Raw genomic sequence first — 24,713 nt, 5'->3', positions numbered from 1 at the left:
TCCACGCTGGAGGCCTATTTCCAAGGGAAAAAGGAGCTGTTCGAGGGACTGGCCATGGAGAAACTGGAAAAGGACTGGAAAGAATACCCGATCCTCCATTTTGACCTGAATATCTCCCAATACGACTCTCCGGATAGCTTATACAAGATATTAAACGACATCCTGTCCCGGTACGAAGACGAATATGGGACACGTCCCTCGGAAGTGACCCTGCCCCTCCGTTTCGCCGGAATCATCGACCGGGCCTACCGCAAAACCGGACAAAGGGCCGTGATCCTGATAGACGAGTACGACAAGCCCTTGCTACAGAACTTGCACGACGAGGAGATGCAAAACCGGCTCCGGAACATGCTCAAACCCTTCTACGGCGTATTGAAGACCATGGATAGGGCCATCCGCTTCGCCCTGCTCACAGGTGTGACCAAGTTCGGCAAGATAAGCGTGTTCAGCGACCTCAACAACCTCATGGACCTGTCGATGGATAATCGGTACGTCGAGATATGCGGCATCACAGAGAAAGAGATACATGCCTATCTGGAAGACGAAGTGAAGGAACTGGCTGATACCCAAATGACGACCTACGAGGAAACCTGCCTAAAACTCAAGCAACGCTATGACGGATACCATTTCACCGCCAAGTCCGAGGGTATATACAATCCATTCAGCCTATTGAATACCTTCGCTAAGATGGAATTCGGAGACTACTGGTTCGAGACCGGAACACCCTCCTACCTCGTGGAGCTGCTCAAGCACACCCATTACGACCTCTACGAGATGGCCAACACGGAGACCGACGCCGACGTGCTCAACAGCATCGACTCCGCCTCGAACAATCCCATACCCGTCATCTACCAAAGCGGGTATCTTACCATCAAGGGCTATGATCCTGAGTTTGGCATTTATCGACTGGGTTTCCCGAACAAGGAGGTGGAAGAAGGTTTCGTCAAATACCTACTTCCTTTCTATACGAGCATACAAGCCTCTAAGACCCCCTTCGAGATCGGACAGTTCGTTCGGGAGATACGGTCTGGCAATTACGACGCCTTCTTCCACCGCCTCCAAAGCTTCTTCGCCGACACACCCTACGAGGTGATCGCCGGGCAAAAGCCGGAACGAGACACGGAGCTGCATTACCGGAACGTCCTCTTCATCGTCTTCAAGCTGGTCGGCCTGTACACGCAAGTGGAGTACCATACCTCGAACGGGCGTATAGACCTCGTCTTGCAAACCGATCGCTATGTATATATCATGGAGTTCAAGCTCAACGGAACCGCCGAGGAGGCCCTGCGGCAGATCGAGGAGAAAGGCTACGCCCTACCCTTCGCCGGAGACGACCGGGAAGTCTTCAAGATCGGCGTGAACTTCTCTTCCGAGACCCGCAATATCGAGAAGTGGCTGGTTGGGTGAAAAAGTCATGTTTTTATCCAGATATACTTACTTTGCCGATACAGTATATATCCTATGCCCGGAGAAGATATACTTCAAGTGGCATCGAAGTATATTTCTCCCCCAAAAGGCTCCTCAAGTGAATAACTAATCATTTCCCAACTCGTAAGCTTACGGCTACCCCTACTCGTAAGTTATTCACTTGACAAACCGTAAGTTATTCATTTGACAAGCCATAAACAGACAGTTTACACCTAGCGTAACAATCTGTTATTCAATGCATTTACAACATAAATAAAAACCGTTCAAAAAAGTCGGACTTTCCAGCCGGAATATCCTCGCCTTTTTGTATTATCTTTATCGCCAACAAATAATACGCAGATGAAGAAAAACATTGTTTTCCTGTTAATTCTAATACCTATTATATGGATCTCTTGCGACGGAATGGGCCATCAAACCATAGACTTCCGAAAAATAGAGAACCTTATGCCCCAACATCCGGATAGCGCCTTAATGCTCCTTGAGCAAATAGAGAACAAAGAAAACCTATCCCGAAAAGATAAGGCACATTATTATTTATTGCTGACGGAAGCGCAAGACAAAACTTTTGTTAAGCATGAAACCGACTCGCTGATCACGATCGCAACGGATTATTATGAGGAAACAGACGATCTGGAACGAAAAGCGAAAGCTTGGTATTATAGGGGAAGAATCAGCCAAGATCAGAACCATCCACTAAAGGCCCAAGAGTGTTATCTAAAAGCCTTACGGGATGAAGAATCGATAAAAGATCACGCTTTACTGGGAAGAGTAAATAACTATATTGGAATACTCTACACTTTTCAAGATGTCTACGAAAAAGCGTTATCTTTCCAGAAAAAAGCTGTCTCAAATTTTCGTGCGATTAACGATTCTATCGGTCAAGCTTACGCTTCACGTGATCTAGGCCGTGTTTATCAAATGCTAGCACTTCCTGATAGCGCAATCGCTTGCTACTTAGACGCAATTGCCCTAATACGATCTTTCGATGAATGGTCTATTTATTCGGAGTTAGGAAATTTATATATAGAAAAGAAAGATTATTCGCTAGCGAATCAGTATTTAATGAAAATGAAATCATTTTTGGATAGAATGCAAGCGAATAATTTTTCTGACAATATCGATTTTTCCTTTCATGCGACATTAGGAGACTATTACAATCAAGTAAATAAATTAGATTCCGCTTTATTCTATTTGAATATTTGCAAAGAACAAACGACAAGGCTAGACACACGTATTTCCGCATATGCCACCCTCAAAAAAATAGCCTATAAGCAAAATGACTGGAAGCAATACGTCCTGTTAGATCAGAAATATACAAGTATGCATGATTCTCTTCATGCACAAGGAGAAATGGAATCTATCCGGAAATATCAAGCACTTTATGATCATCAAGAGACAGAACTAAAACTAACAAAAGAACAAGCCAAGAATGCGGTATCTAATTTGAGGATCATAATCGTTATGATAGTCTGTTTTTTAGTAATTTCGCTATCAACTTATGCTTATTTTAAACACAAACAAGAAAAAAGTCAGCTAATTCTTCGACAACAAGAAAAAGATATCCAAAACAAAGAACGATTGTCCATCTATGAAAACCAGATTCACGACTATGAAGAACAAATAGCCTTGAATGAGCAAACTTTACATTCTTTGAAAGAACATTTACAAGATCAAAACTTGAAAATAGAGAGTTTGAATACTATGCGCACGCACTTGGAGAATGAGATACAATCACTCAAACATAAAAAGCATATTCAAGAAAACCGTGCGGAAGAGATAGCTTTTAAAAATTCATCATTATATGCACAATTCCATGATAAGAAAAATTGGACACCGGCCCCGGAAGACTGGCAAGCTCTTCTCGATAAAATCGATCTCATTTATCCTACGCTTGCTTCTACATTAAGTAAAACATTACCCGGATCAACCATCTCAGAGAAACGTTTATGTTATCTACTAAAGATACAAGTAAAGCCAACAGTTATTGCTCGATTGTTATGTTGTAGCGATACAAATATTACGATGCTACGAAAGCGATTATATAAAAAAGCATTCAACAAAGATGTTCCGGCTAAGGAGTTTGATAGATATATACTTGATATATAACACTTTCACATTTAATTTTTTACAAAACTGCACAAATTTTTATTACAAAATGTGCAGTTTTATAAAAACAAGTTCATCCTTAAAGTCTTACATTTGCCTACAAGAAAATTTAATACCATGAGAAAAAGATTTGCTATTTTATTAGGGCTTATAGCTCTTCTTTCTGTGCAGTTGGTCTATGGAGATCCGGTTGAGACACGAGGGAAATGGGGGGATAAATATTATCGCTCAATTAATCCTCTTCCACCTTCATTATCCATACAAGGGAACATTTTGAGTGTGGATTTTATGAATGCGCTTGAAAACCTAACCATCACTATAACCGACGAACAAGGTACTGTAATAATGGAAGACAACATCTCTGGTGAAACAGGAGAATGTATAACTATCATTTTAAACAATGAGAGTACAGGACGATTTTACGTAAAGTTAGAGCATCAGTTAGGTTGGCTTATGGGAGAATTCATCATACAAAATAATTAGGTATTATTCTTTATCATATGCAAGCTTCAGGATTAAACAGTATTATATAGTTGATCCATCACTATTGTGATAATCACTGTACAGTGCCCCCAATGATACGTTTTTCCTGAATGCTTGCATTGAACTATGTTATTAGGAATTCTAAGCGTAACCTAACAAAAATACTAAGTTTGTCATTAATCAAGAACTAATACATATTATGATAATCTACGACCCCAAAATAGCGATTCTCCTTATAGCTTTTAATCGATCAAATATAAAGCAAGTATTTGATCGCATCAAAGTGGTGAAACCGAGAAGACTATATATCGCAGTAGATGGATCAACTAATGACACACAGCGTAAAATAAGTAAGGAAACAACGTTCATTGTTTCCCACATTGACTGGGAATGCCAAGTATTTAAACTATATCAGGAAAAAAATCAAGGATACGACAAACACTGTTTTGATTCGATTTCTTGGTTCTTCGAGCAAGAGCCAGAAGGAGTCATTCTAGAAGATGATTGTGTACCTTCCATTTCATTCTTTGGTTTTTGTACGACATTGCTGGAAAAGTTCAGACACGATGAACGCATCGGACACATATCCGGAAGCAATTACCAATTCGGGAAAAACAGGGGAGACGGTACTTTCTATTATTCAAACCTAACCCACGTATCCGGATGGGCTGGTTGGAGAAGAGTTTGGCAAGAGCACTGCCTTCACGAAAACAAGTACGACCTTTTTAAACAATTAGATTACTTATCAAATTTACCCTCTCACGCTCCATTCCAATATCGTTGGAACAGACTCTTCAATATGGCGAATCATGACAATGAAGGTTTTTGGGAGGCCAAATATGCTTACACAAACCTTATCAATAATAGATTATCGATCATTCCAAACAAAAATTTAATAACAAAGATCGCATATAATGACAAAACGCCCCATGCCATAAAGAATCATCCTTTTACAAACATCAAAAACGAGGAAATCGACCATATTGTTCATCCATCTTTCATCTGTCCGGACATAGAAGCCGATTTATATTCACAAACCAAAGAATATAATACATCTTTCGAGGAACTGTATATGCCTAAAGAATACTTTTACTTAAAAGAGCACTTTGTCACCGCAATCCGAAATAATCATATACATCCTAAAATTCCACAGATCATTCATCAGATCTATGAGGATTTAGCGGGACCACCTCCTTCTTTAGTCGAGATTTCCCAATCATGGAAAGAGCTAAATCCCGATTGGGAGTATCGGTTTTGGAATAAAAATGATATAGAGACATTTTTGAAAACCTATTATCCGGAATTTATTCCGGCCTATAATGCTTTTCCACATAATGTACAACGTTGGGACGCAATCCGGTATTTAATACTTTATAAGTTTGGTGGTCTATATGTAGACATGGATTATGAATGTACGGAAAATATCACTCCTATATTATGTAATACAGAATGTGCCATGGGATTGGAACCGGAAGCTCACGCTTTCCGTATCCATGTGCCTTACATTGTTGGAAATGCTTTTATGGCGACAGTTCCGGAGCATCCTTATTTCAAAGAGCTGATCGATACTGTATTTTGTACTGAGAAAAATAGCAACATGTACTCTGATCTTTGCGAGTTGATTCTTAATACAACAGGCCCCTGCATGACCACTCAAGTATACAAAAACAGCAATTATCAAAAGCGTGTGACATTAATTCCAGCAGAACTAATAGCACCTCTAACCTATACAGATATAAAAACAATCATAAACAATGAAACAACCAAGAATGTAGAGAGTAAGATAGAGAAGTCATTTGCCATACATTACTTTTTCGGCAGCTGGCTAAACTAATAGAAAATAACTGATAAATAGATGTTGTTATGAACCCCATTGAAGAGTCGATCTACCAATATATAAATAATATAATTGAAATTTCAGAAGAACAAGAACCTCTTCTGATTCAATATTGTAGAATGTTTTCTGCGGTTATTACTGGTAGTTTTTACGTACTAGATATATCAAAAAAACGTTTCATCTATATCAAACCGGATGATTTATTACTATGTGGTTATTCTGTAAAGGAAGCTATGAAACTTAACTTTGATTTATTTCCTCTGATTATCCATCCTGAAGATCTATCTTTATGGAACAACTTTTTAGAAATTATCCCTCAACACCTACAAGCATTACATGAAAAGCGAAATGAGATAGATCATATTTCATGTACAGTCCGCTTGATTCGTAAGAACTCTTATACTAAAGATCCACTATCACAAGTGCTCTACCAAAGAATGATTCCTGTTTGGAAGAATGAAAAAATAAGCTATTTAATCTGTTCTGTAGAAAGTGTAGCATATAAAAAAAACGGCTTCTACTTACATTACAAAAACTCGCTAACTTATGAAAAATATGAACCTGCAGTCGGTTCTTGGAGCACACATACAATGAGTCTCCTAAACGAGCGGGAACGAATTTTATTAAATCTTTCCCGGCAAGGACTAAATTCAAATGAGATTTCAGAAACCTTATGTCGTAGTAAACATACGATACAAAATCAAATCAAGGCCCTATTCGTTAAATTGAATGTTCATTCTATACAAGAAGCCATCGAAAGAGCAAACCATTGTAACCTCCTACACCCATACAAAGAAAAAAAGATCGATTTTCCAAATGAAACAATACATAGCTCCCCCAAAAAAATCAATAAAAAGTTGATGTGTGAAATACAAATATTATTAGATAAAGGTAAAAGCATCCGCTCAATTGCTTCCATGGTCGATATCGCAGAAAGTACAATTCGCAGTTGGATCATAAAGAAACTACTAAGAAGGTGAATTTCTGCGCAAAAAAAACAAAAAAAGCCCAAATAGACTATTGTTTTTGCGCATTAAATACTATACATTTGTAATATTACTTCTGTAAAGAACAAATTATTAACAATCTAATAACGAATAGTTATGGAAAAAGACAAAAAGCAAATCCTTGGAAAATTAAAGCTGAATAAGCTTAGTGAGAATGAGTTGGAGAAACGTGAAATGAGAATCCTAAAAGGTGGATCTGATTGTCCTGATGGCTGCTCTCCAAATACCAGCATATCGAATGCAACTGTTGATAAGTATTCATAATCTACTGCTATCAACATCTACGACTAGTATTATCTTATTACAAAGACTCCAAGTTGTCATATTCAAGGTCTTTACCGACCTTGAATATTTTTTGAATGTAATGCATAGAATGAACTTTTTGTTTAATTAATCTACTATAATGAAATCAATAATACATTCCACTGAAAATAACAACTTCTATTTGTATGATACCAACGCATACTATCTATGTTAATACATCCCGAATTAAAAAAAATTCATGAAAAGTCGACAGATATAAATATAGATGCTTATTATTTGAAAAAATACTCTTATCTTGTAAATCATGGTTTTTTTGGAGAAGCAAAACCTTTTGAATTTAAAGCTAATATTAGCGAAAATAGCATAAAGGAAAATATCACTCAAACGAAAGTTATTGTATTTGAAATAACAGATTATTGTAATTTAAAATGCAAATATTGTTCACTAGGTGATTTATACAACTTCTCAAAAAAAGAATCCAAAAATATAAATATAAAATACGCTTTAAATTTCCTAAGATACATTTTCAATGTAAAACATAAAAAGACCAAATTAACAATTAGCTTTTTTGGGGGAGAACCACTTGTCAATTTTCCTGCTATACAACAAATAATAGAAGAAGCGAAACTTTTAAACAAAAACAAAAAATTGGACTTAATGTTCAATATGACAACAAATGCCACCTTAATACACAAATATATCGACTTTATAGTTGAAAATAATATAGAGTTATTAATCAGTTTTGATGGAAACGAAAAAGCTCATAGTTATCGTACCTATGCAAGCAACAACAAAAATTCATTTCATGATGTTTTAATGAATACCGATATGATAAAACTAAAACATCCTAGTTATTTCGATAAATATGTGAATTTTAATGCAGTACTAAATAATCGCAATTCCATAAAAGGAATTTACGAGTTTATTTATAATAGATATGGTAAAATTCCAAGAATATCACAATTAAGCTCAGATCATATAAATCTTAATAAAAAAAATATTTTTGATGATATTTTTCATTCCAGAAAAATAAGCGAGAAGGAATTCCAAAAGGAAGGATCTGACGTATTACCCATAGTAAGTAATCGATTGATCCCATTTAATGAATCAAAAAAGTTTTTGAAACATTATTCTCTCAATTTGTATCTTTCAAACACACTCTACTTATTGTATGATTTGATAGATTCCTTCCCAACGGGAACTTGTTTGCCCTTTCAAACAAGAATATTCTTAAACACGCACAATAACTTGTTACCTTGTGAAAAAGTTAGCTACAAAAACTTTTTAGGCAAAGTAAATGATCATGTATTTATTAACATTCCTGAAATTGTACAAAGGTACAATTCTTATTATGTACACTGCAAAAAAGTTTGTCAATATTGCTACGGAGGAAGAGCTTGCTCCACTTGCTTATTAAGTTTGGATAATCTGGATCAACTAGGTGTAGAGGAATTTGTTTGTCCAGACTTTCAGAATCAAAAAACATTTGAAGATAAACTAAATCGCATTTTTTCATATTTGGAAAAATGTCCTAGTGAATTCTTTCAAATAATTAATCATTTAATAACAGAGTAATGGAAAGAACAAGTGACTATTGGTTTATGATTGAGCCTTATGTGCATATAAACATTGCAAATGGCTATATGTTATTGTATAACACATTAGACAAAGAAACCATAATCTCTAATAATGAAAAAGTAATTAATCTATTAGAAGAATTACTTCAAGATGAAAATTGCGGTGTTACCATATTGAAAAATGAGCAATATAGACAAAATGATATACATTCTTTTATTACAAATTTAAGAGAAAAATACATGGGAGATATTATAGATATATCTTTATCTAAAGGGAAACCTATACAAATATTACCACATACTAATTTCTGCAATAAACGTAACGAAAAGTATAATTTTATAAAAAATGCCAACTTATTGCATTTTTTAAACGAAATAATCATTCATCTTGATCATATCTTAGATCAAGATAAGCTAATTGATTATTTGCAGTCAATGCCAGATAATATAACATATAGCATCAGTGGGGATTTAAAACACATTGCTAAATTTGACAAGCTTGTTGATTTTTTGAATCAATATAATTCGTCAAAAAAAATAATATGCAATTATATTAATTTTGCAATTCCAGCATCAGTATGCAAAAATATTTTTTTATACAAAATACATATTCATTTTCCTATAGATATAAAACAATTAATCATAACTACACAATCGTTAAAAGATCAGAATAATCTATTTGAACTTATTTTTGATATAGCATCTTTAGATGATTATCTAAAAGCTTGGGAAATTATCGAAGAATATCAAATTGACAAATATCAATTTAATCCAATATACACAGGGTATAATATCGATTTTTTCAAAGAAAATGTTTTTCTAAAAAAGAGCGATATATTATCTACATCAATGTCCATTAAAGACTTTTTTATCAAACAAATGATAAATAATAATGACTTTGGGAAAATCAACATAATGCCAAATGGAGATGTGCATTCGAATATAAATTATCCAGCATTAGGCAACATATGTACTCATAGTATTTTTGAGTTAATACAGAAAGAAATAGAAGAAGGAAAATCTTGGCTGCGAGTACGCAATCAAGAGCCTTGCAATGCATGTATTTATCAATGGCTATGTCCGTCTCCTTCTGATTATGAAATAATGATTGGGCAAACTAACCTTTGTCATGTAAATATTCATAATCCAAATTGTGAGAATCTTTAATTCTAAAATATAAAAAGTAATGAAAAATAAAATTATAGCATTATCTGTCCTCCTTTCTATTTTGAGTGGAGGCTGTGTAAATATGCAACAAAGTAAAGATTTGCTCACAATAGATGTCACAAAAGATTACCCTCAAAAAGAATTTGCTCTCCAAGATATATTTGATATAGATTATATCCCGCTAGACACCAGTCGTACGTTTACGACTATGGGGTATATGCAAGATATCAGTAAGGATATGATTATTGTCAGAAATCTGAAATTATCTTCAGATGGTGATATATTCATTTTTGACCGAAAAGGGAAAGGTATTAGAAAAATAAATAGGCAAGGTTCTGGTTCCGAAGAATATAGCTTTCTTTTGCGAGTTACCCTAGATGAAGAACATGAAGAATTATTTGTAGTTGATAATCGATCTAAAAAAGTATATATATATGATCTACAAGGTAATTTTAAACGAAGTTTTAAAAATATAGAAGGGGCATCCTATGATCGGGTTTTCAATTTAGGAAGTGACTATTTAATCTGTAATGATGGAGACAATTTATTTACCGATGAAATCAAAAACATATTTTATATTATCTCAAAACAGGACGGAAGACTTATCAAAGAAATTCATATTCCATATGACAAGAAAAAAACCAGTTTAATTATTAATAAGGAACAGACTAAATCTGCAAGACCTCAAAATGAAGAATTTGTTCCATTTCATGATTCATGGATTTTAATGGATCACTCATCAGATACGATATATCGGGTTTTTACTGATAAAAGAGTTGTCCCTTTTATAGCAAGAACTCCTTCCATACAATCAATGGGAACCGAGATATTTCTATATCCATCAGTTCTTACTGATCGCTACTATTTTATGCAGACAGTAAAAAAAGTATATGATTTTTCAAGTCGGGTAGGACTTCCAAGAACAGATTTAATGTATGATATGAAAGAAAATATTATCTATGAATACTCTCTTTATAATGCTGATTATGTGCATAAAGAATTTGTAAGTTTGGGTTATGGAGGAATAGCCTTTATAAATAAAGAAATAGCCTTTGTTAAAACATTAGAAGCACCTGATCTAGTTGATGCCTATAAAAATGGGAATTTAAAAGGCAAATTAAAAGAGATTGCAGCCAGCTTAGATGAGGAATCCAATCCAGTTCTTATGATTGCAAAATATAAACAAAAGAAGTAACTGCCTAGAGTAATTATTATGGAACTAACAAAAATTGCAGATTGGCTTCTTTTAAATGGGACATTAACAAAATGCCCAGGATTACTACATGGCAAGTTAGGAATAGCTATTTTCTTCTTCCATTATGCTCGTTATACAGGAAAAACATTATTCGAAGAATATGCATGGGATTTGATCATGGCAATCCAAGAACAGCTCCATGTAAATTATCGTCCAGATTATGAGAAAGGCATAGCTGGTATTGGGGTAGGGATCAACTATTTATCCTACAATAATCTTATTGAGATTGAGGAAGATTTATTTGAGGATTTCGATAAGCGGATGTACCGAGCCGTCATTCACGACCCTTTCCCTAATTACAGTCGTGATGAAGGATTGATTGGATATGGATGGTATTGGCTTCATCGTGCCAAAAGCCAAATGAGCAACGAATGTTTATCTTTTATCACAGAGAGTATCAAAAATAATAGAAATGATCTATCAGCAAATGAACAACAAGACATATATCTTTTTTTGCGTGCACACACTAGAGAATTAGAGTCGAACAGAATATTTCCGAAGCTTAAACCTAGTTTAACATTGGAGAATATGGGGTTATCTGGTGGTTATGCAGGTGAGGGCATGTATAGATTGACTGCCCTTGGAGCAATTGAGACTTCGTGGCAACAGCTTTTATAATATAAGTTGTAAGTATATTCTATCAACATACCATAAAAATGATTAATCTATATATTTTCTCGAACAAAAGTCGAGGTGGCTTATACGGAGTAGGTACCTATATTCGTGAATTGATTACCGCCTTGCGAAGTAAAAGTAATAGTATCCACATCCATGTAGTTCACATATTATGTGACCAACTTCAAATCGAAAAAAAAGAAGTGAAAGATGTTTCATACTGGTATTTCCCAGAGCCGATCTCAAAAGAATGGAATCTTCTAGATCAAGAACAACGAAAAGTTTACTCTCGGAATATTGTCTATCTACTCAGAAATTATATTCAAGACCAAAAAAATCTAGTTTTTCATTTAAATTCATACAGAGATAAATCACTTGCATTAGAACTAAAAATTGCATTTGATTGCAAAGTGATTACTGTCACTCATTTTTCTGAATGGAGTTCAGTTATTCATGATAACTTAGAAAAACTTCGAATTATCTTACGAAAAAAAGAAACAAATGAATTGGAAGATTTAATCCAAAAATCATTCGAGGAGGAAAGGACATGTTATGAAAGAATGGATCAAGTGATCAGCCTGTCAAACTATATGCAAGAATTATTGTATCACGATTATGGAGTAGATATAAATCGTATAATAATTATTCCAAACGGAATGAGCGACAAGATAAAAGAAGAAGTTGACCAGAAGAGATTACGAAAAAAATGGCACTTGTACCCAGAAGAACAAATGATTATTTTTGTCGGACGGTTAGAAGAGATCAAGGGAACTCATTTCTTGATTCGAGCCTTTCAATTAATTTTACAAGAAAGCCCCAATTGCCGTTTATGGATAGTTGGTGATGGCGATTATCAAAATTCTTTCTCCGAAGCCAATCCTATCTTCTCCAAAATAACTTTCACTGGTTTCGTTGATCAAACCTCGCTTTTTGAGTTATACCGTTTAGCTGATGTCGGTGTCGTACCTTCCCTATTCGAGCCTTTTGGTTATGTACCTGTCGAAATGATGATGCATGAATTACCCATCGTCGCAACCGCCACATCCGGGTTGAACGAGGTCGTAGACGAATCTTGCGGATTGAAAGTACCATTAATAGTATCTCCTGATAGTGTAGAGATCGACACCTCCCTGTTAGCGCAGAAGATCGTCTACCTATTACAGAACCCGAAAGAAGCGAAACGACTCGGGAAGAACGGTCGCAAACGGTATTTGGAGAAATATTCCTCGGAAGTATTCGGGAAAAACATGATCGCATTTTATAAATCCTTATTCCAAGAATGTAAATAATAATCAACGAACCTGATACTATATGGATACGCTCAATCAAATCGACATATCGATCATTATCCCGATATATAACGTGGAGAAATATTTGACGGTTTGTATCGACTCGTTGAAGAACCAAGGTGGCCTTCGTATGGAGATTATATTGGTTAATGATGGCTCGACTGATTTGTCAGGGGAAATTGCTGATGAATACGCTAAAAAAGAGGAGCGTATCAAAGTGATTCATCAAGAGAACGGGGGAGCATCCGCAGCCCGCAACGTTGGTTTGGATATTGCCACGGAAGAGTACATCGCTTTTTTAGATAGTGATGACTGGATTAAAGATGAATCATTATCTCTTTTATATGATGAGGCGGTGAAACATCATGCCGATGTCGTGATGGGAAATATGTGGCTATGTCATCAAGACGGAAGTATGGATAAACCTTTTAAATGTATTTCCAACGGATCTATAAAAGAATTGCTTTCCGGTAAAGAAAGTTTCATAGAATTAGTCAAAACTTGTTTCTATTTGCCCATGCCCTTCAAATACATATACAATAGGAAATATCTGCATAAAATACAGGCTCGTTTTGAGGAAGGCATCATGCATGAGGATGAGTTATGGTGTCCCATCGTCCTTTGCCAAGCGGAGAGGATGGTTATCACCAACATTGAGTTTTATTATTACCGCCAGAACGAAGAATCGGTCATGCATACGACAAGCCTAGCCCGAAGGCTGAAATCATTATTTCAAGTTACTGAGGGATTGATTAAATTCTCTGATCAATTTGTTTCCTCTAAGACGAGCGTTGACTTGAGAAGCTGGTGGTATGTAAACATCCTCAGGCTTTATTCTAAGGCATTCACACTACTTCCCAACATAAAAGATTCCTCATACATAGTACACAAACATTATCTGGATCGATTTTGGAGGGATTGCGGGCAAATGATTCCGGAATCTATACAAAGATGCAGAAATTATTACTACAAGGCAGAAGCCGGGCTGAAAGAATATACGGATTGGCGTGTGTCTGATTGGGTAGCAGGCGTAGATTGCCAAATAAAGGCTGGTAAAAAAGTGATGCTCGTATTCAACACGATAAATGGGGAAGATCTACAGTTGAAAATAGAGGATGTACCCGTTGATTGGGTGATAACCACCGACAGGAAATATTTCCAACAGGCGACTATAGTCGTTTTCCACCTTCCCACATTGCATTATGAGCTAGAGAATGATCAGGATAAGCTGGAAGGACAAACATGGGTCAGCTGGCATCTGGAGTCCGAAAAGGATGATCTGGGAATCAACGACCCGGAAATAAACGAACTATTCGACCTTTTGATAAGTGACCCACAAGATAGCGAGGGTGAACAACATCCATTGCTAAGACTGTGCCGAAATTATGTAAATAATGGATAGAATTCCATTCACCGCTATAAGTTTTGAGCAAAAAGAAGAGATCACGAGAAAAAATAACCTAGTTTTGTAACTAGGCATGATTGAGCGAACGTATCGCTCCAAGTGTTTAACCTTAAATCGGAAGAATAATGAAATGGATAATCACAATACCAGCGATCCTCCTCTTTGCGTTAGCGGGATGTGGAAAAGATAAGCAATCGACAAATGAGCTTATCACTGTTGATGTTACGGTAAGTTACCCTAAAAAAGAACTAATTCTTCAAGATTTTATGGATGTCGAATATATTCCTTTGGAAACAAAGGACGATTTTATTTGCCAAGGTCTTGTCCTAGCAATCGGAAAGGATATTATTCTTGCCAGAAACCGAATCAGAGATGGAGATATCTTTATCTATGACAGAAAAACGGGAAAAGGATTAAAAAAAATAAATAGAGAAGGGCAAGGTGGAGAAGAATATACGTTCATCCAAAGAATTGTGCTTGATGAAAAACAAAATGAAATATTTGTACTCGATCATTTTTCAAGGAAAATATCAGTATATGATTTAGATGGGAATTTTAAAAGAAGCCTTAAACGAGGTGATGAACTCTATTTCTTTCATTTATACAATTTCAACCAAACAAGTTTAATAACTAATAATTATTGGGTAACAGACAAGCCTGCTTTTACTATTATATCTAAACAGGATGGAACAACCAAACAAATCCAGATTCCATTTAAAGAAAAAATATCAATGGCTGTAAACTATTCTGATAAAGCAAAGGATATATATTACAACGTGATCCCTGATAACTATAATCCTATAATTCCCTATTTTGATTGTTGGGTACTTGTAGAACAATCATCCGATACAGTATATAAGTACCAATCAGACCATAAAATGATACCGATTATAGCAAGGACCCCATCCGTACAATCCATGAATCCGGAAGTATTCCTCTTCCTAGGGATTCTTACTAACCGCTATTATTTTATGGAAACGGTTAAAAAAGAATATAACTTCGAGACACATGAGGGATTTCCCACTACAGACTTATTATATGACAAACAAGAAAAGGCTATTTTTGAATATATTGTATATAACAACGATTATTCTGAGAAAAGAGCGGTGAATATGAAATCACTTCCTGTAGACGATAAAATCGCATCTTGGCAAAGTATCGAGGCTTCCCAGCTCATTGAGGATTATGAAAAAGGGAAGTTGAAGAGACGATTAAAAGAAATTGCCGCAAGTTTAGATGAAGAATCCAATCCGGTAATCATGTTAATAAAACACAAAAAACAAACCAATCCCTAATGGTTATGAATCCAATGGAGGCTGTCTCTTATAATACAAAAATTGAGAAACAATTATTTTTTTTGCCGATCGGATTGACGAAATAAAGGGTGTGAGTTCTTTGATCAAAGCGTTCCATATGGTCTTAGAAGCTCATCCTAATAGTCGTTTGCTGATAGCCGGTAACGGTGATTATACAAGGGCCTTCCAAGAAGCAAAAAATATTTGACCACATGCATAGATTCCTTGATGTACCAAGGCGATCTGCACTTGGAGATTGTCTTGGTGGATGATGGCTCGACCGACTTATCCAGAAAGATCGCTGACGAATACGCTAAGAAAGAGGATCGTATCAAGGTGATTCATCAAGAGAACGAGGGAGCGTCCGCTGCCCGTAACCCAGGTTTGGAGATTGCCCAAGGTGAGTATATCGCTTTTTTAGATAGCGAAGACTGGATAAGTTGGAAGGACAAACATGGGTCAGCTGGCATCTGGAGTCCGAAAAGGATGATCTGGGAATCAACGACCCGGAAATAAACGAACTATTCGACCTTTTGATAAGTGACCCACAAGATAGCAAGATAGCAAGATAGCGAGAGGAAACAACATCCATTGCTAAGCCTTTGCCTAAATTATGTAAATAACGGATAGAATTCCATTCACCGCTATAAGTTTTGAGCAAAAAGAAGAGATATCGAGAAAAAATAACCTATTTTTGTAATTAGGCATGATTGAGCGAATGTATCGCCCTAAGTGTTTAACCTTAAATCGTAAGAATAATGAAATGGATAATCACAATTTCAGCGATCCTTCTCTTTGCGTTAGCGGGATGTGGAAAAGATAAACAATCAACAAATGAACTCATCACAGTTGATGTTACAAAGAATTATCCTGAAAAGGAATTGACACTACAGGATTTCATGGATGTGGAATACATCCCGTTGGAAACAAATGATGAGTTTGTTACCCAAGGCAAAGTAATGGCCATTGGTGCAGAAGTTATATTAATAACCAACTGGGCCAACGACGGGAATTTGTTTGTTTTTGACAGAAAAACCGGCAAAGCCTTGAAGAAGATAAACAGGAAAGGGCAAGGTGGCGAGGAATATGTAGGTATTACGGAGGTTGTTCTGGATGAAGCAAACAAGGAAATATTTGTTATAGCCTATACCGGAAGTAAAATCTCTGTATATGATCTATACGGAAATTTTAAAAGGAGTTTCAAAGCCGAAGGTACGGAATCTCATATAAATACATTTAATTACGACCGGGATAATTTGATCTCTTATGTACCAGATAATAGTCTGGAAAACCCGTCAAACGCCATACCTCCATATTATTTAATCTTTTCCAAGCAGGATGGAAGTATCACCCGGAAAATATCAATTCCTTTTGATGAAGTTAAAAGCCCGGTCGCAAGAGATGGGGAAAACTGGGAGAACTGGGCCGCTCCAGTACCAACCGCCATGTATCAAATAGTTCCAGATCATACCAATTGGGTACTTATGGAGACATCATCCGATACCATATACCACTATTTGCCGGATGCTAATACGACAATCCCCCTTATCGTAAGAACCCCCTCCATACACTCCATGGATCCTCCTGAAGTATTTCTTATACCAACCGTTTTTACCGACCGTTATTATTTCATGAGCCTGTTGAAAGCGGAATTTAATTTTGAAACAGGGAGAGGGTTTCCAACTTCCGGATTGATGTACGATAGACTGGAAAGTTCATTATTCATACCTAAAATATACAATGGTGATTATACCAGCAAAAGAGAAGTGGATATGACGTCGAGACCTTTAGATCCGGAATTCGTAATCGGACAGTCATTGCAAGCCCACGAACTTGCCGAGGCTTACGGGAAAGGAGTACTGAAGGGCAAACTGAAAGAGATTGCGGCTAAATTGGATGAAGAGTCCAATCCGGTGATTATGCTGATAAAACATAAGAAATAAGAACTAAGAACTAAATCATGTCTATATCCTAATGTTTTAATTTATGCTAAGATCGTTTCCACATTATCAGCAATTGGATTCTATGGACTGTGGTCCTAGCTGCCTCCGTATGATCGCCAAGTTCTATGGTCGTGTGTACTCGATCCAGAACTTACGGGAGAAAGCCTTCATCACACGGGAAGGAGTCTCCATGCTGGGTATCAGCGAGGCGGCGGAAGCGATCGGGTTCCGAACACAGGGCGTGCGGATCACGGTGGAGGAATTGGAAAAGGAATGTCCCCTACCCTGCATACTGCACTGGAACCAATGGCATTTCGTGGTTTGCTACAAGATAAAGAAAGGGAAGTTCTACATAGCGGACCCGGCGGCGGGACTTATCACCTATACGAGGGAGGAGTTCAAGCGGTGCTGGGTCAGTACCAAGGTGGACGGGCAGGATACCGGGACGGCGCTCTTGCTGGAACCGGGGCCGGAGTTCTACGGGATGGAGGACGAGGAGAGAGACAGGAAACGTAACCTCGGATTCTTTTTCCGATATATATCGCCCTACAGGCGGGAGATGGCACAGCTCGTGCTGGGCATGGTGACAGCCAGCGCTTGCTGGAACCGGGGCCGGAGTTCTACGGGATGGAGGACGAGGGGAGAGACAGGAAACGTAACCTCGGACTCTTTTTCCGATATATATCGCCCTACAGGCGTGAGATGGCACAGCTCGTGCTGGGCATGCTGACCGCCAGCATACTGCAACTCATCCTGCCTTTCCTCACGCAGAGCCTGGTGGATACCGGAATACGGGACAACAACCTAAGTTTCATAACCTTGATCCTTATATCGCAATTGGTGATCTTTATCGCCAAGCTATCCGTGGACTTCATACGGAGCTGGATATTGCTGCACGTAAACACGAGGATCAATATCGCCTTGATCTCCGATTTCCTCGCCAAGCTGATGCGCCTGCCCCTGCATTTCTTCGATACCAAGATGGTGGGCGATATCATGCAGCGCATCGGAGACCATGACCGCATCGAGGCTTTCATGACCGGGACATCCATCAATACGCTCTTCTCTTTCGTTAACTTCATCGTGTTCGGGTTCGTGCTGGCCTATTACGACTGGACGATACTGGGACTCTTCTTGGTAGGTAACGGGCAGCCAGCGTACTGCAACTCATCCTGCCTTTCCTCACGCAGAGCTTGGTAGATACCGGTATACGGGACAACAACCTAGGTTTCATAACCTTGATCCTTATATCGCAATTGGTGATCTTTATCGCCAAGCTATCCGTGGACTTCATACGGAGCTGGATATTGCTGCACGTAAACACGAGGATCAATATCGCCTTGATCTCCGATTTCCTCGCCAAGCTGATGCGCCTGCCCCTGCATTTCTTCGATACCAAGATGGTGGGCGATATCATGCAGCGCATCGGAGACCATGACCGCATCGAGGCTTTCATGACCGGGACATCCATCAATACGCTCTTCTCTTTTGTCAACTTCATCGTGTTCGGGTTCGTGCTCGCCTACTATGACTGGACCATACTGGGACTCTTCTTGGCGGGTAACGGCTTATACGTGGCGTGGGTACTCGCCTTCATGAGATGGAGGAGGGAGCTGGACGTAAAGCGTTTCTCGCAAGCGGCCGGGGAGCAAAGCAACCTATTCCAGCTCATCACCGGAATGCAGGAGATCAAGCTCAATAATTGCGAGACCAAGATGCGATGGAAATGGGAACGGATACAGGTAAAACTTTTCAAGATAGGGATCAAGGGGTTGGCGTTACAACAATATCAGCAACTCGGGGCGGTCTTTTTCAACCAGACCACCAACATACTCATCTCCTTCATCGCAGCACGGGCCGTCGTGCAAGGGGATATGACGCTGGGTATGATGATGTCGGTGACCTACATCGTGGGGCAGCTCTCTTCGCCTATCGAGCAATTGATCGATTTCTCACGATCCCTACAGGACGCGAAGATCAGTCTGGAGCGGCTCGGCGAGATACACGGGAAGGAGGACGAGGAACAGGCAGGCGGGATAAGGCTGAATGTTCTTCCCGATGACAGGACGCTACGGCTGGAAAACCTCAGCTTCAGCTATGACGGCGCGGACCGGGATTACGTGCTGGAGGATATAAACCTGACGATACCCCATAACAGGGTGACCGCCATCGTGGGGGCCAGCGGGAGCGGAAAAACGACGATCGTGAAACTCCTGCTCGGTTTTTACAACCCCAACAAGGGGGATGTGAGGATCGGCGATACCTCCCTCAAGAACTTGAATCCTCACGTATGGCGTAGCAAGACCGGTTCGGTTATGCAGGATGGTTTTATCTTCTCGGATACGATCGCCAACAACATCGCCCCCGGCGAAGAGGTGGTGGACAAGGAACGCCTGCTGCATGCCGTGACGGTGGCGAATATCCGGGATTTCATCGATTCTCTCCCGTTGGGCTATAATACGAAGATCGGCATGGAGGGAAACGGAGTGAGCCAAGGGCAGAGACAGCGTATCCTGATCGCCCGGGCGGTGTACAAGAATCCCGACTTCATCTTCCTGGACGAGGCCACGAACGCCTTGGACGCCAACAACGAGCGGGAGATCATGGAGCAGTTGCACGCCTTCTACAAAGGACGGACGGTGGTGGTCGTGGCGCATCGGCTAAGCACGGTACGTGACGCGGACAAGATCGTGGTGCTGGACAAGGGACGCGTCGTGGAGGAAGGGACGCATCAGGAGCTCACGGCCTTGCGGGGGACTTATTATAAGTTGGTGAAGAACCAGTTGGAGTTGGGGAATTAATCACTTAACAATCTAAATATGCAAATACCATGAAAATATCAATGTACACATTCCTATTTGAGATAGACAGTAAATTTTATGCATATAATACATTGTCTAATGCCTTGATCGAAATAGCAGAGGATACATATAAGATTTTATTAGTCAACAAGAATAGACATACACCTTTACAAGAGAAAGACTTGGGATGTGATGAACTTTATCAAACTTTGAAAGAAAACCATATGATCACTGAAAATGATCGGGATGAGTTCTTACTGTATAAAAGTATTATCCTAGCAGGACGCTCCATCAATATCTTAAATCTAACGATAGCTCCAACCATGGATTGCAATTACTCGTGTTCTTACTGTTTTGAAAATTGCAAACGTAATATTTATATGACAGAAAAGGTCATAAGCTCAATTATTAAATTCATAGAACAATATGAAAACATTAAAAATATTCACGTAGTTTGGTTTGGAGGAGAACCTCTTCTAGGCATTAAGCAAATAGAATCACTTTATCGTAAGATGATTCTGATTCCCGATAAAAATTATTCTTTCTCAATAATCTCTAATGGGTTCTTGATATCACCGGATATTATAAAACTCTTTAAGGAGATGAAGTTACAACACATACAAATTACGCTAGATGGATTAAAAGAGACTCACAACAAGATAAAATTCACAAAAAATGAAAACGATACTTTTTCTAGAACTATAAAGAATATAGACTTGCTAGCATCTTCTGCCCCAGAAATACGAATTAGTATACGAGTAAATATGAATAAAGAGAATTCTTCTGAATTTATAACTTTATATTCTTTCATATTACAACGATATAAGAGCAACCCATTGATTGGAATTTATCCTGCTTTTATAACATCTACTTCTTCTAAATCAAGTTCTTCTTGTTCTTTACTTTTCAATAGACAAGAGAAATCTGAGTTTATACAACAGCTCTACTATGACAGAGGTATCGTAACCAATTTATGTGGATATCCAGATTCCTCTTTTACAGAATGTTCTATTCGAAATAAACACACATTTACAATAGATCCAGAAGGATACTTATATAAATGTTGGGAAATTATAGGCGATCAAAAATATGCCATAGCAAAATTGGATTCAGAAGGAACTATTCAATCCATAGATCAGAAAATTCTTAACCGATACCTCTATGCCGCAGATCCACTGGAAGATAAAACATGTTCTAAATGTCCTTATCTTCCTATTTGTTTTGGAGGTTGCCCCCATAAACGGATAGAAAATATATTTAAAGATAAACATTATGATACATGTACATACCTTAAGGGTTCTCTCAAAGAATTTATAAAAATTCATTTGTCACAAAATAGCTGAATAAGATTATAATAAAAAGGCTATTTATTTAAAAACTTAATATCATTGCGTTATGAAAAATTTTAAAGTGATTGAAAAAAGCCGTCTAAATGAATTTACAATGGCTAAACTTATAGGAGGACGGCCTTGTAACGAGCGTAATACAAATTGTGGAGCAACAGGATACTCATGTAATGCGGCTTTTGGCATTTCTGATCCATGTGGAAATTTTCGAGATGGTACTAATTGCCCTAGAAACTATGGAACTTGTTCTCCCAACATAGAAGTGTGCCCTGAACGTCGCTTACCTGATTTGCCGGTACTAATGAATATATAAATTTATGAAATCTATTATCATTAGTATTATCCAAATTCTTTTTTTGGTATCTCCCGTTTCTGCATCGGAACGGGAGACCGACTATATTGTTACGTTTTATCCTGAAAGTGGATCTATTCTTCAAAATATCTCATGTAAAATAGTTTTTACAGCGGAAGGAATTGACAAGAAAAAGATATCCATCACTGGAGTAATTATAAATGAGAGAGGGGATACGGTTCAATCCGTGAAAACGCTATTGCCCGGAATAGGCTACTTTCATATTTATGCAAATCCAGGAGAAAGATATATCTTAAAATGCGAAAATCGAGATAGAATCCGTAAGAATTTTTATTTGCCAATGATGAGTGAAAATGGCTTTGGTCTTAAAATAATTGAAAATAAAGAACAATGGCTCTTATCCGTTATCAACTCTTCGAGGGAAGTGCCAATGAAATTATTATATTTAGTGGCCCAATCGGAAGATTCTATTTTTTTCCAAAAAGTCTGGAATCCTAAAGATTCTTATTTAGTTTTTGACAAAAAACATTTTCCAAAAGGGATATCCTCGTTCGCTTTAGTAGATTCTATGAAGAATCTATTGTGTGGCCGTGTCGTACTAAACATACAAGAACAGACTGATTTCCAGTCATTGCCTCCAGACTTCCGAATGGGATTGCTTCCACTTAAGAACCAAATAGATTCAGATCCCTCACGATTGAGTTTGGCCTGGGATTTAATAGCTATGACATTAGAGGTTACTCCCATTAAAAACTTATCACAACCAAATCCGGATATATGGAAAACCGTAAATCTCGATGAAGTTTCTATTATCGCAAGCATGAGAAGAAAACAAAAATATAATGGATTGTATTCTGGATCTTTGCCATCCAGTCGTGTAATCTATCGACAAAACATAGAACAATGGCATATACAGGATATGAGGTCCTTACTTTATCTATTGGGGAGTGTTAACATTTCGTGGTATGTAGTAGATCATGTGTATAAGGAATGTGTGTTTATTCAAGATTATGGAGCCATTTCATTCCAAACGGATCCTGTAAAAAATTATGAGCCACCTTTATTTGTCGTTGATGACGTTCCATATCAAAATTATGATATACTTTCGTTTCCTGTGACCGAAATAGAAGAAATTTTTATCCTAAAAGGTGTTGATGCTGCTATATACGGTCCAAAAGGGAAAAGAGGGATTATCGTAGTTACCACCAAACGAAATAAACCACCTTATGAAAAATAATAAAGATATAGAGTTACGTAGCGAGGAGGTACAGGAGGTGATGGGGCAAGTGCCGGCCTGGATCGTACGGTGGGGGATAACGCTGTTATTCCTCGTGGTCGTAGCGTTGCTGGTGGGGAGCTGTTTCTTCAAGTATCCTGACGTGATCACGGCTGACATGACATTGACGGGGCAACATCCCGCCACGGCGGTGGTGACACGGGCGGCGGGAAAGATACAGGAGCTGCTCGTCAGGGATAATCGTCCGGTAAGGCAGGGGGATTGGCTGGCGGTCATAGAGAATCACGCCGACACGGACGATGCCATCTATCTGGATAAGGCGTTGGAACGATCCGGAAGCGACGTGGATAGCTTGGACAAGGCATTATCAAAGTACAAGGAGCTATCGCTGGGTGATATGCAAGCGGCTTACTCGGGACTACTGTCGGCGCTCCATGCCTGTATCAATTACAGGGAGATCGATTATTATCCGCAAAAAATGACCTCCATCCGCAAACAGATAGCGTTGTATAAGGCTTACTATAACGAGACCGAACGGCAGCGGAAGACCCTCTCGGAGCAATTCGCCTTGACAAGGCGGCAATACGCCCGGGATTCATTATTGTATAGCCGGTCCGTGATTTCCTCCTACGAGCATGAGACCGCACGGGCTTCCCTGCTGCAAAGCCGTTATTCGCTGGAAGGGGCGTCAGCCTCGGCCGAGAATCTCCTCCGTGATTTCCTCCTACGAGCATGAGACCGCACGGGCTTCCCTACTGCAAAGCCGTTATTCGCTAGAAGGGGCGGCAGCCTCGGCTGAGAATCTCAGGATACAGATCGGGGAGCAAGAGCAATCCTTGCTGGATCTGACGCTGGAGCGGAGCGAGAAAGAATTTACGCTACGGCAGGAATTACAGACCGCCCGGGAACAATTGCTGAACAGCATGAACGAGTGGAGGTTGCGTTATTGCCTCATCGCCCCGGTAGGGGGTGTCGTGACTTTCACCAAGTACTGGAATGAGAACCAGTATATCCCATCCGGAGAGGTGGCTTTCACCGTCGTACCGCAAGGCGAGGGCCGGCTGGTGGGGAAAGTGCGCATACCGATAGCACGCTCGGGAAAAGTCCGGAGAGGCCAGCGGGCGATCGTCCGTTTCTCCAATTTCCCGGATCAGGAGTTTGGAGTGGTAAACGGCGTGGTATCGAATATCTCATTGGTCCCCACCGACGAGTACTATACGGCGGATATCGATTTTCCAGAGGGCCTGAGAACCAATTACGGTATCGACCTGCCCGTCTCGCCCGAGACGCAAGCCTCCGCAGAGATCGTAACGGAAGAATTACGCCTGATCGAACGATTCTTCCT

At 38.7% G+C, this 24,713-nt stretch carries 21 protein-coding genes and 3 pseudogenes; all 24 read left to right on the top strand.

Translation table 11 applies throughout. The features are described from left to right. Positions 1-1,407, top strand: a 1,407-nt coding sequence (locus QVP94_RS00630; RefSeq protein ID WP_288213135.1) for a PD-(D/E)XK nuclease domain-containing ATP-binding protein, incomplete at its 5' end; no start/stop codon positions are given. 360 nt (positions 1,408-1,767) lie between these two features. After that, positions 1,768-3,534, top strand: coding sequence for a tetratricopeptide repeat protein (locus tag QVP94_RS00625; RefSeq protein ID WP_005860541.1), 1,767 nt, complete (start codon positions 1,768-1,770; stop codon positions 3,532-3,534). A 117-nt stretch (positions 3,535-3,651) separates the two neighbouring features. Then, entirely contained in the window at positions 3,652-4,017 is a 366-nt protein-coding gene (locus QVP94_RS00620) for a DUF3244 domain-containing protein (protein ID WP_005860539.1), read from the top strand. Positions 4,018-4,216: 199 nt separating this feature from the next. Next, positions 4,217-5,851: a glycosyltransferase family 32 protein gene (locus tag QVP94_RS00615; protein WP_005860537.1), complete on the top strand. Its 1,635-nt coding sequence runs from the start codon at positions 4,217-4,219 to the stop codon at positions 5,849-5,851. A gap of 29 nt (positions 5,852-5,880) precedes the next feature. Continuing rightward, entirely contained in the window at positions 5,881-6,834 is a 954-nt protein-coding gene (locus QVP94_RS00610) for a helix-turn-helix transcriptional regulator (protein WP_005860535.1), read from the top strand. Between the two features lie 123 nt (positions 6,835-6,957). Continuing rightward, positions 6,958-7,125, top strand: coding sequence for a TIGR04149 family rSAM-modified RiPP (locus QVP94_RS00605; protein ID WP_005860533.1), 168 nt, complete (start codon positions 6,958-6,960; stop codon positions 7,123-7,125). A gap of 207 nt (positions 7,126-7,332) precedes the next feature. Continuing rightward, positions 7,333-8,700 (top strand): radical SAM peptide maturase, encoded by a 1,368-nt coding sequence (locus QVP94_RS00600; protein ID WP_022191742.1) that lies wholly within the window; start codon positions 7,333-7,335, stop codon positions 8,698-8,700. Beyond that, positions 8,700-9,869 carry a TIGR04150 pseudo-rSAM protein gene (locus QVP94_RS00595; protein ID WP_008778895.1) on the top strand — a complete coding sequence of 390 codons (1,170 nt, stop codon included), beginning with the start codon at positions 8,700-8,702 and terminating at the stop codon, positions 9,867-9,869. Before QVP94_RS00600 ends, QVP94_RS00595 begins: the two co-directional genes overlap by 1 nt. A gap of 19 nt (positions 9,870-9,888) precedes the next feature. Then, on the top strand, positions 9,889-11,064 hold the full coding sequence (locus QVP94_RS00590) for a DUF4934 domain-containing protein (protein WP_022191741.1): 1,176 nt from the start codon (positions 9,889-9,891) through the stop codon (positions 11,062-11,064). Positions 11,065-11,082: 18 nt separating this feature from the next. After that, on the top strand, positions 11,083-11,742 hold the full coding sequence (locus tag QVP94_RS00585; RefSeq protein WP_005860523.1) for a lanthionine synthetase LanC family protein: 660 nt from the start codon (positions 11,083-11,085) through the stop codon (positions 11,740-11,742). Between the two features lie 38 nt (positions 11,743-11,780). After that, on the top strand, positions 11,781-13,028 hold the full coding sequence (locus tag QVP94_RS00580) for a TIGR04157 family glycosyltransferase (RefSeq protein WP_005860521.1): 1,248 nt from the start codon (positions 11,781-11,783) through the stop codon (positions 13,026-13,028). A 22-nt stretch (positions 13,029-13,050) separates the two neighbouring features. Continuing rightward, positions 13,051-14,430 (top strand): glycosyltransferase, encoded by a 1,380-nt coding sequence (locus QVP94_RS00575; RefSeq protein ID WP_022191740.1) that lies wholly within the window; start codon positions 13,051-13,053, stop codon positions 14,428-14,430. Between the two features lie 128 nt (positions 14,431-14,558). Then, positions 14,559-15,728, top strand: coding sequence for a 6-bladed beta-propeller (locus tag QVP94_RS00570; RefSeq protein WP_005860518.1), 1,170 nt, complete (start codon positions 14,559-14,561; stop codon positions 15,726-15,728). 52 nt (positions 15,729-15,780) lie between these two features. Further along, a complete protein-coding gene (locus tag QVP94_RS00565; protein WP_080504979.1) occupies positions 15,781-15,936 on the top strand; it encodes a glycosyltransferase in 156 nt (51 codons plus the stop codon). Continuing rightward, a complete protein-coding gene (locus QVP94_RS00560; RefSeq protein WP_008778897.1) occupies positions 15,933-16,244 on the top strand; it encodes a glycosyltransferase in 312 nt (103 codons plus the stop codon). The genes QVP94_RS00565 and QVP94_RS00560 overlap by 4 nt, the downstream gene beginning before the upstream one ends. 242 nt (positions 16,245-16,486) lie before the next feature. Then, positions 16,487-17,671: a 6-bladed beta-propeller gene (locus QVP94_RS00555; protein WP_005860514.1), complete on the top strand. Its 1,185-nt coding sequence runs from the start codon at positions 16,487-16,489 to the stop codon at positions 17,669-17,671. 43 nt (positions 17,672-17,714) lie between these two features. Then, positions 17,715-18,026, top strand: a pseudogene (locus tag QVP94_RS19390) (cysteine peptidase family C39 domain-containing protein); the annotation flags it as partial. A 242-nt stretch (positions 18,027-18,268) separates the two neighbouring features. Then, a pseudogene (locus QVP94_RS00545) lies at positions 18,269-18,820 on the top strand (ABC transporter transmembrane domain-containing protein); the annotation flags it as partial. 2 nt (positions 18,821-18,822) lie between these two features. Beyond that, positions 18,823-20,472: pseudogene (locus QVP94_RS00540) on the top strand (peptidase domain-containing ABC transporter); the annotation flags it as partial. A gap of 29 nt (positions 20,473-20,501) precedes the next feature. Next, positions 20,502-21,815: a radical SAM/SPASM domain-containing protein gene (locus tag QVP94_RS00535; protein ID WP_005860510.1), complete on the top strand. Its 1,314-nt coding sequence runs from the start codon at positions 20,502-20,504 to the stop codon at positions 21,813-21,815. Positions 21,816-21,867: 52 nt separating this feature from the next. Beyond that, positions 21,868-22,131 (top strand): hypothetical protein, encoded by a 264-nt coding sequence (locus tag QVP94_RS00530; protein WP_005860508.1) that lies wholly within the window; start codon positions 21,868-21,870, stop codon positions 22,129-22,131. 4 nt (positions 22,132-22,135) lie between these two features. Then, entirely contained in the window at positions 22,136-23,368 is a 1,233-nt protein-coding gene (locus tag QVP94_RS00525) for a TonB-dependent receptor (RefSeq protein WP_005860505.1), read from the top strand. Next, positions 23,358-24,104 carry an HlyD family secretion protein gene (locus QVP94_RS00520; RefSeq protein ID WP_022191736.1) on the top strand — a complete coding sequence of 249 codons (747 nt, stop codon included), beginning with the start codon at positions 23,358-23,360 and terminating at the stop codon, positions 24,102-24,104. The genes QVP94_RS00525 and QVP94_RS00520 overlap by 11 nt, the downstream gene beginning before the upstream one ends. Beyond that, positions 24,082-24,713: beta-barrel domain-containing protein (locus QVP94_RS00515; protein ID WP_288213134.1), on the top strand; the 632-nt coding region annotated here is incomplete at its 3' end. The genes QVP94_RS00520 and QVP94_RS00515, both read left to right, overlap by 23 nt.

Source organism: Parabacteroides sp. CAG:2, from assembly GCF_000436315.1.
GTDB classification, from domain to species: domain Bacteria; phylum Bacteroidota; class Bacteroidia; order Bacteroidales; family Tannerellaceae; genus Parabacteroides; species Parabacteroides distasonis.
The sequence above is the reverse complement of the archived record's forward strand: the minus strand, read 5'-3'. Positions and strand labels throughout refer to the sequence as shown.

What these genes read in the sequence shown, in the direction of transcription:
- QVP94_RS00625 (WP_005860541.1), top strand. Translation starts at nt 1,768, where the DNA reads ATGAAGAAAAACATTGTTTTCCTGTTAATTCTAATACCTATTATATGG.
- QVP94_RS00620 (WP_005860539.1), top strand. Translation starts at nt 3,652, where the DNA reads ATGAGAAAAAGATTTGCTATTTTATTAGGGCTTATAGCTCTTCTTTCT.
- QVP94_RS00615 (WP_005860537.1), top strand. Translation starts at nt 4,217, where the DNA reads ATGATAATCTACGACCCCAAAATAGCGATTCTCCTTATAGCTTTTAAT.
- QVP94_RS00610 (WP_005860535.1), top strand. Translation starts at nt 5,881, where the DNA reads ATGAACCCCATTGAAGAGTCGATCTACCAATATATAAATAATATAATT.
- QVP94_RS00605 (WP_005860533.1), top strand. Translation starts at nt 6,958, where the DNA reads ATGGAAAAAGACAAAAAGCAAATCCTTGGAAAATTAAAGCTGAATAAG.
- QVP94_RS00600 (WP_022191742.1), top strand. Translation starts at nt 7,333, where the DNA reads ATGTTAATACATCCCGAATTAAAAAAAATTCATGAAAAGTCGACAGAT.
- QVP94_RS00595 (WP_008778895.1), top strand. Translation starts at nt 8,700, where the DNA reads ATGGAAAGAACAAGTGACTATTGGTTTATGATTGAGCCTTATGTGCAT.
- QVP94_RS00590 (WP_022191741.1), top strand. Translation starts at nt 9,889, where the DNA reads ATGAAAAATAAAATTATAGCATTATCTGTCCTCCTTTCTATTTTGAGT.
- QVP94_RS00585 (WP_005860523.1), top strand. Translation starts at nt 11,083, where the DNA reads ATGGAACTAACAAAAATTGCAGATTGGCTTCTTTTAAATGGGACATTA.
- QVP94_RS00580 (WP_005860521.1), top strand. Translation starts at nt 11,781, where the DNA reads ATGATTAATCTATATATTTTCTCGAACAAAAGTCGAGGTGGCTTATAC.
- QVP94_RS00575 (WP_022191740.1), top strand. Translation starts at nt 13,051, where the DNA reads ATGGATACGCTCAATCAAATCGACATATCGATCATTATCCCGATATAT.
- QVP94_RS00570 (WP_005860518.1), top strand. Translation starts at nt 14,559, where the DNA reads ATGAAATGGATAATCACAATACCAGCGATCCTCCTCTTTGCGTTAGCG.
- QVP94_RS00555 (WP_005860514.1), top strand. Translation starts at nt 16,487, where the DNA reads ATGAAATGGATAATCACAATTTCAGCGATCCTTCTCTTTGCGTTAGCG.
- QVP94_RS00535 (WP_005860510.1), top strand. Translation starts at nt 20,502, where the DNA reads ATGAAAATATCAATGTACACATTCCTATTTGAGATAGACAGTAAATTT.
- QVP94_RS00530 (WP_005860508.1), top strand. Translation starts at nt 21,868, where the DNA reads ATGAAAAATTTTAAAGTGATTGAAAAAAGCCGTCTAAATGAATTTACA.
- QVP94_RS00525 (WP_005860505.1), top strand. Translation starts at nt 22,136, where the DNA reads ATGAAATCTATTATCATTAGTATTATCCAAATTCTTTTTTTGGTATCT.
- QVP94_RS00520 (WP_022191736.1), top strand. Translation starts at nt 23,358, where the DNA reads ATGAAAAATAATAAAGATATAGAGTTACGTAGCGAGGAGGTACAGGAG.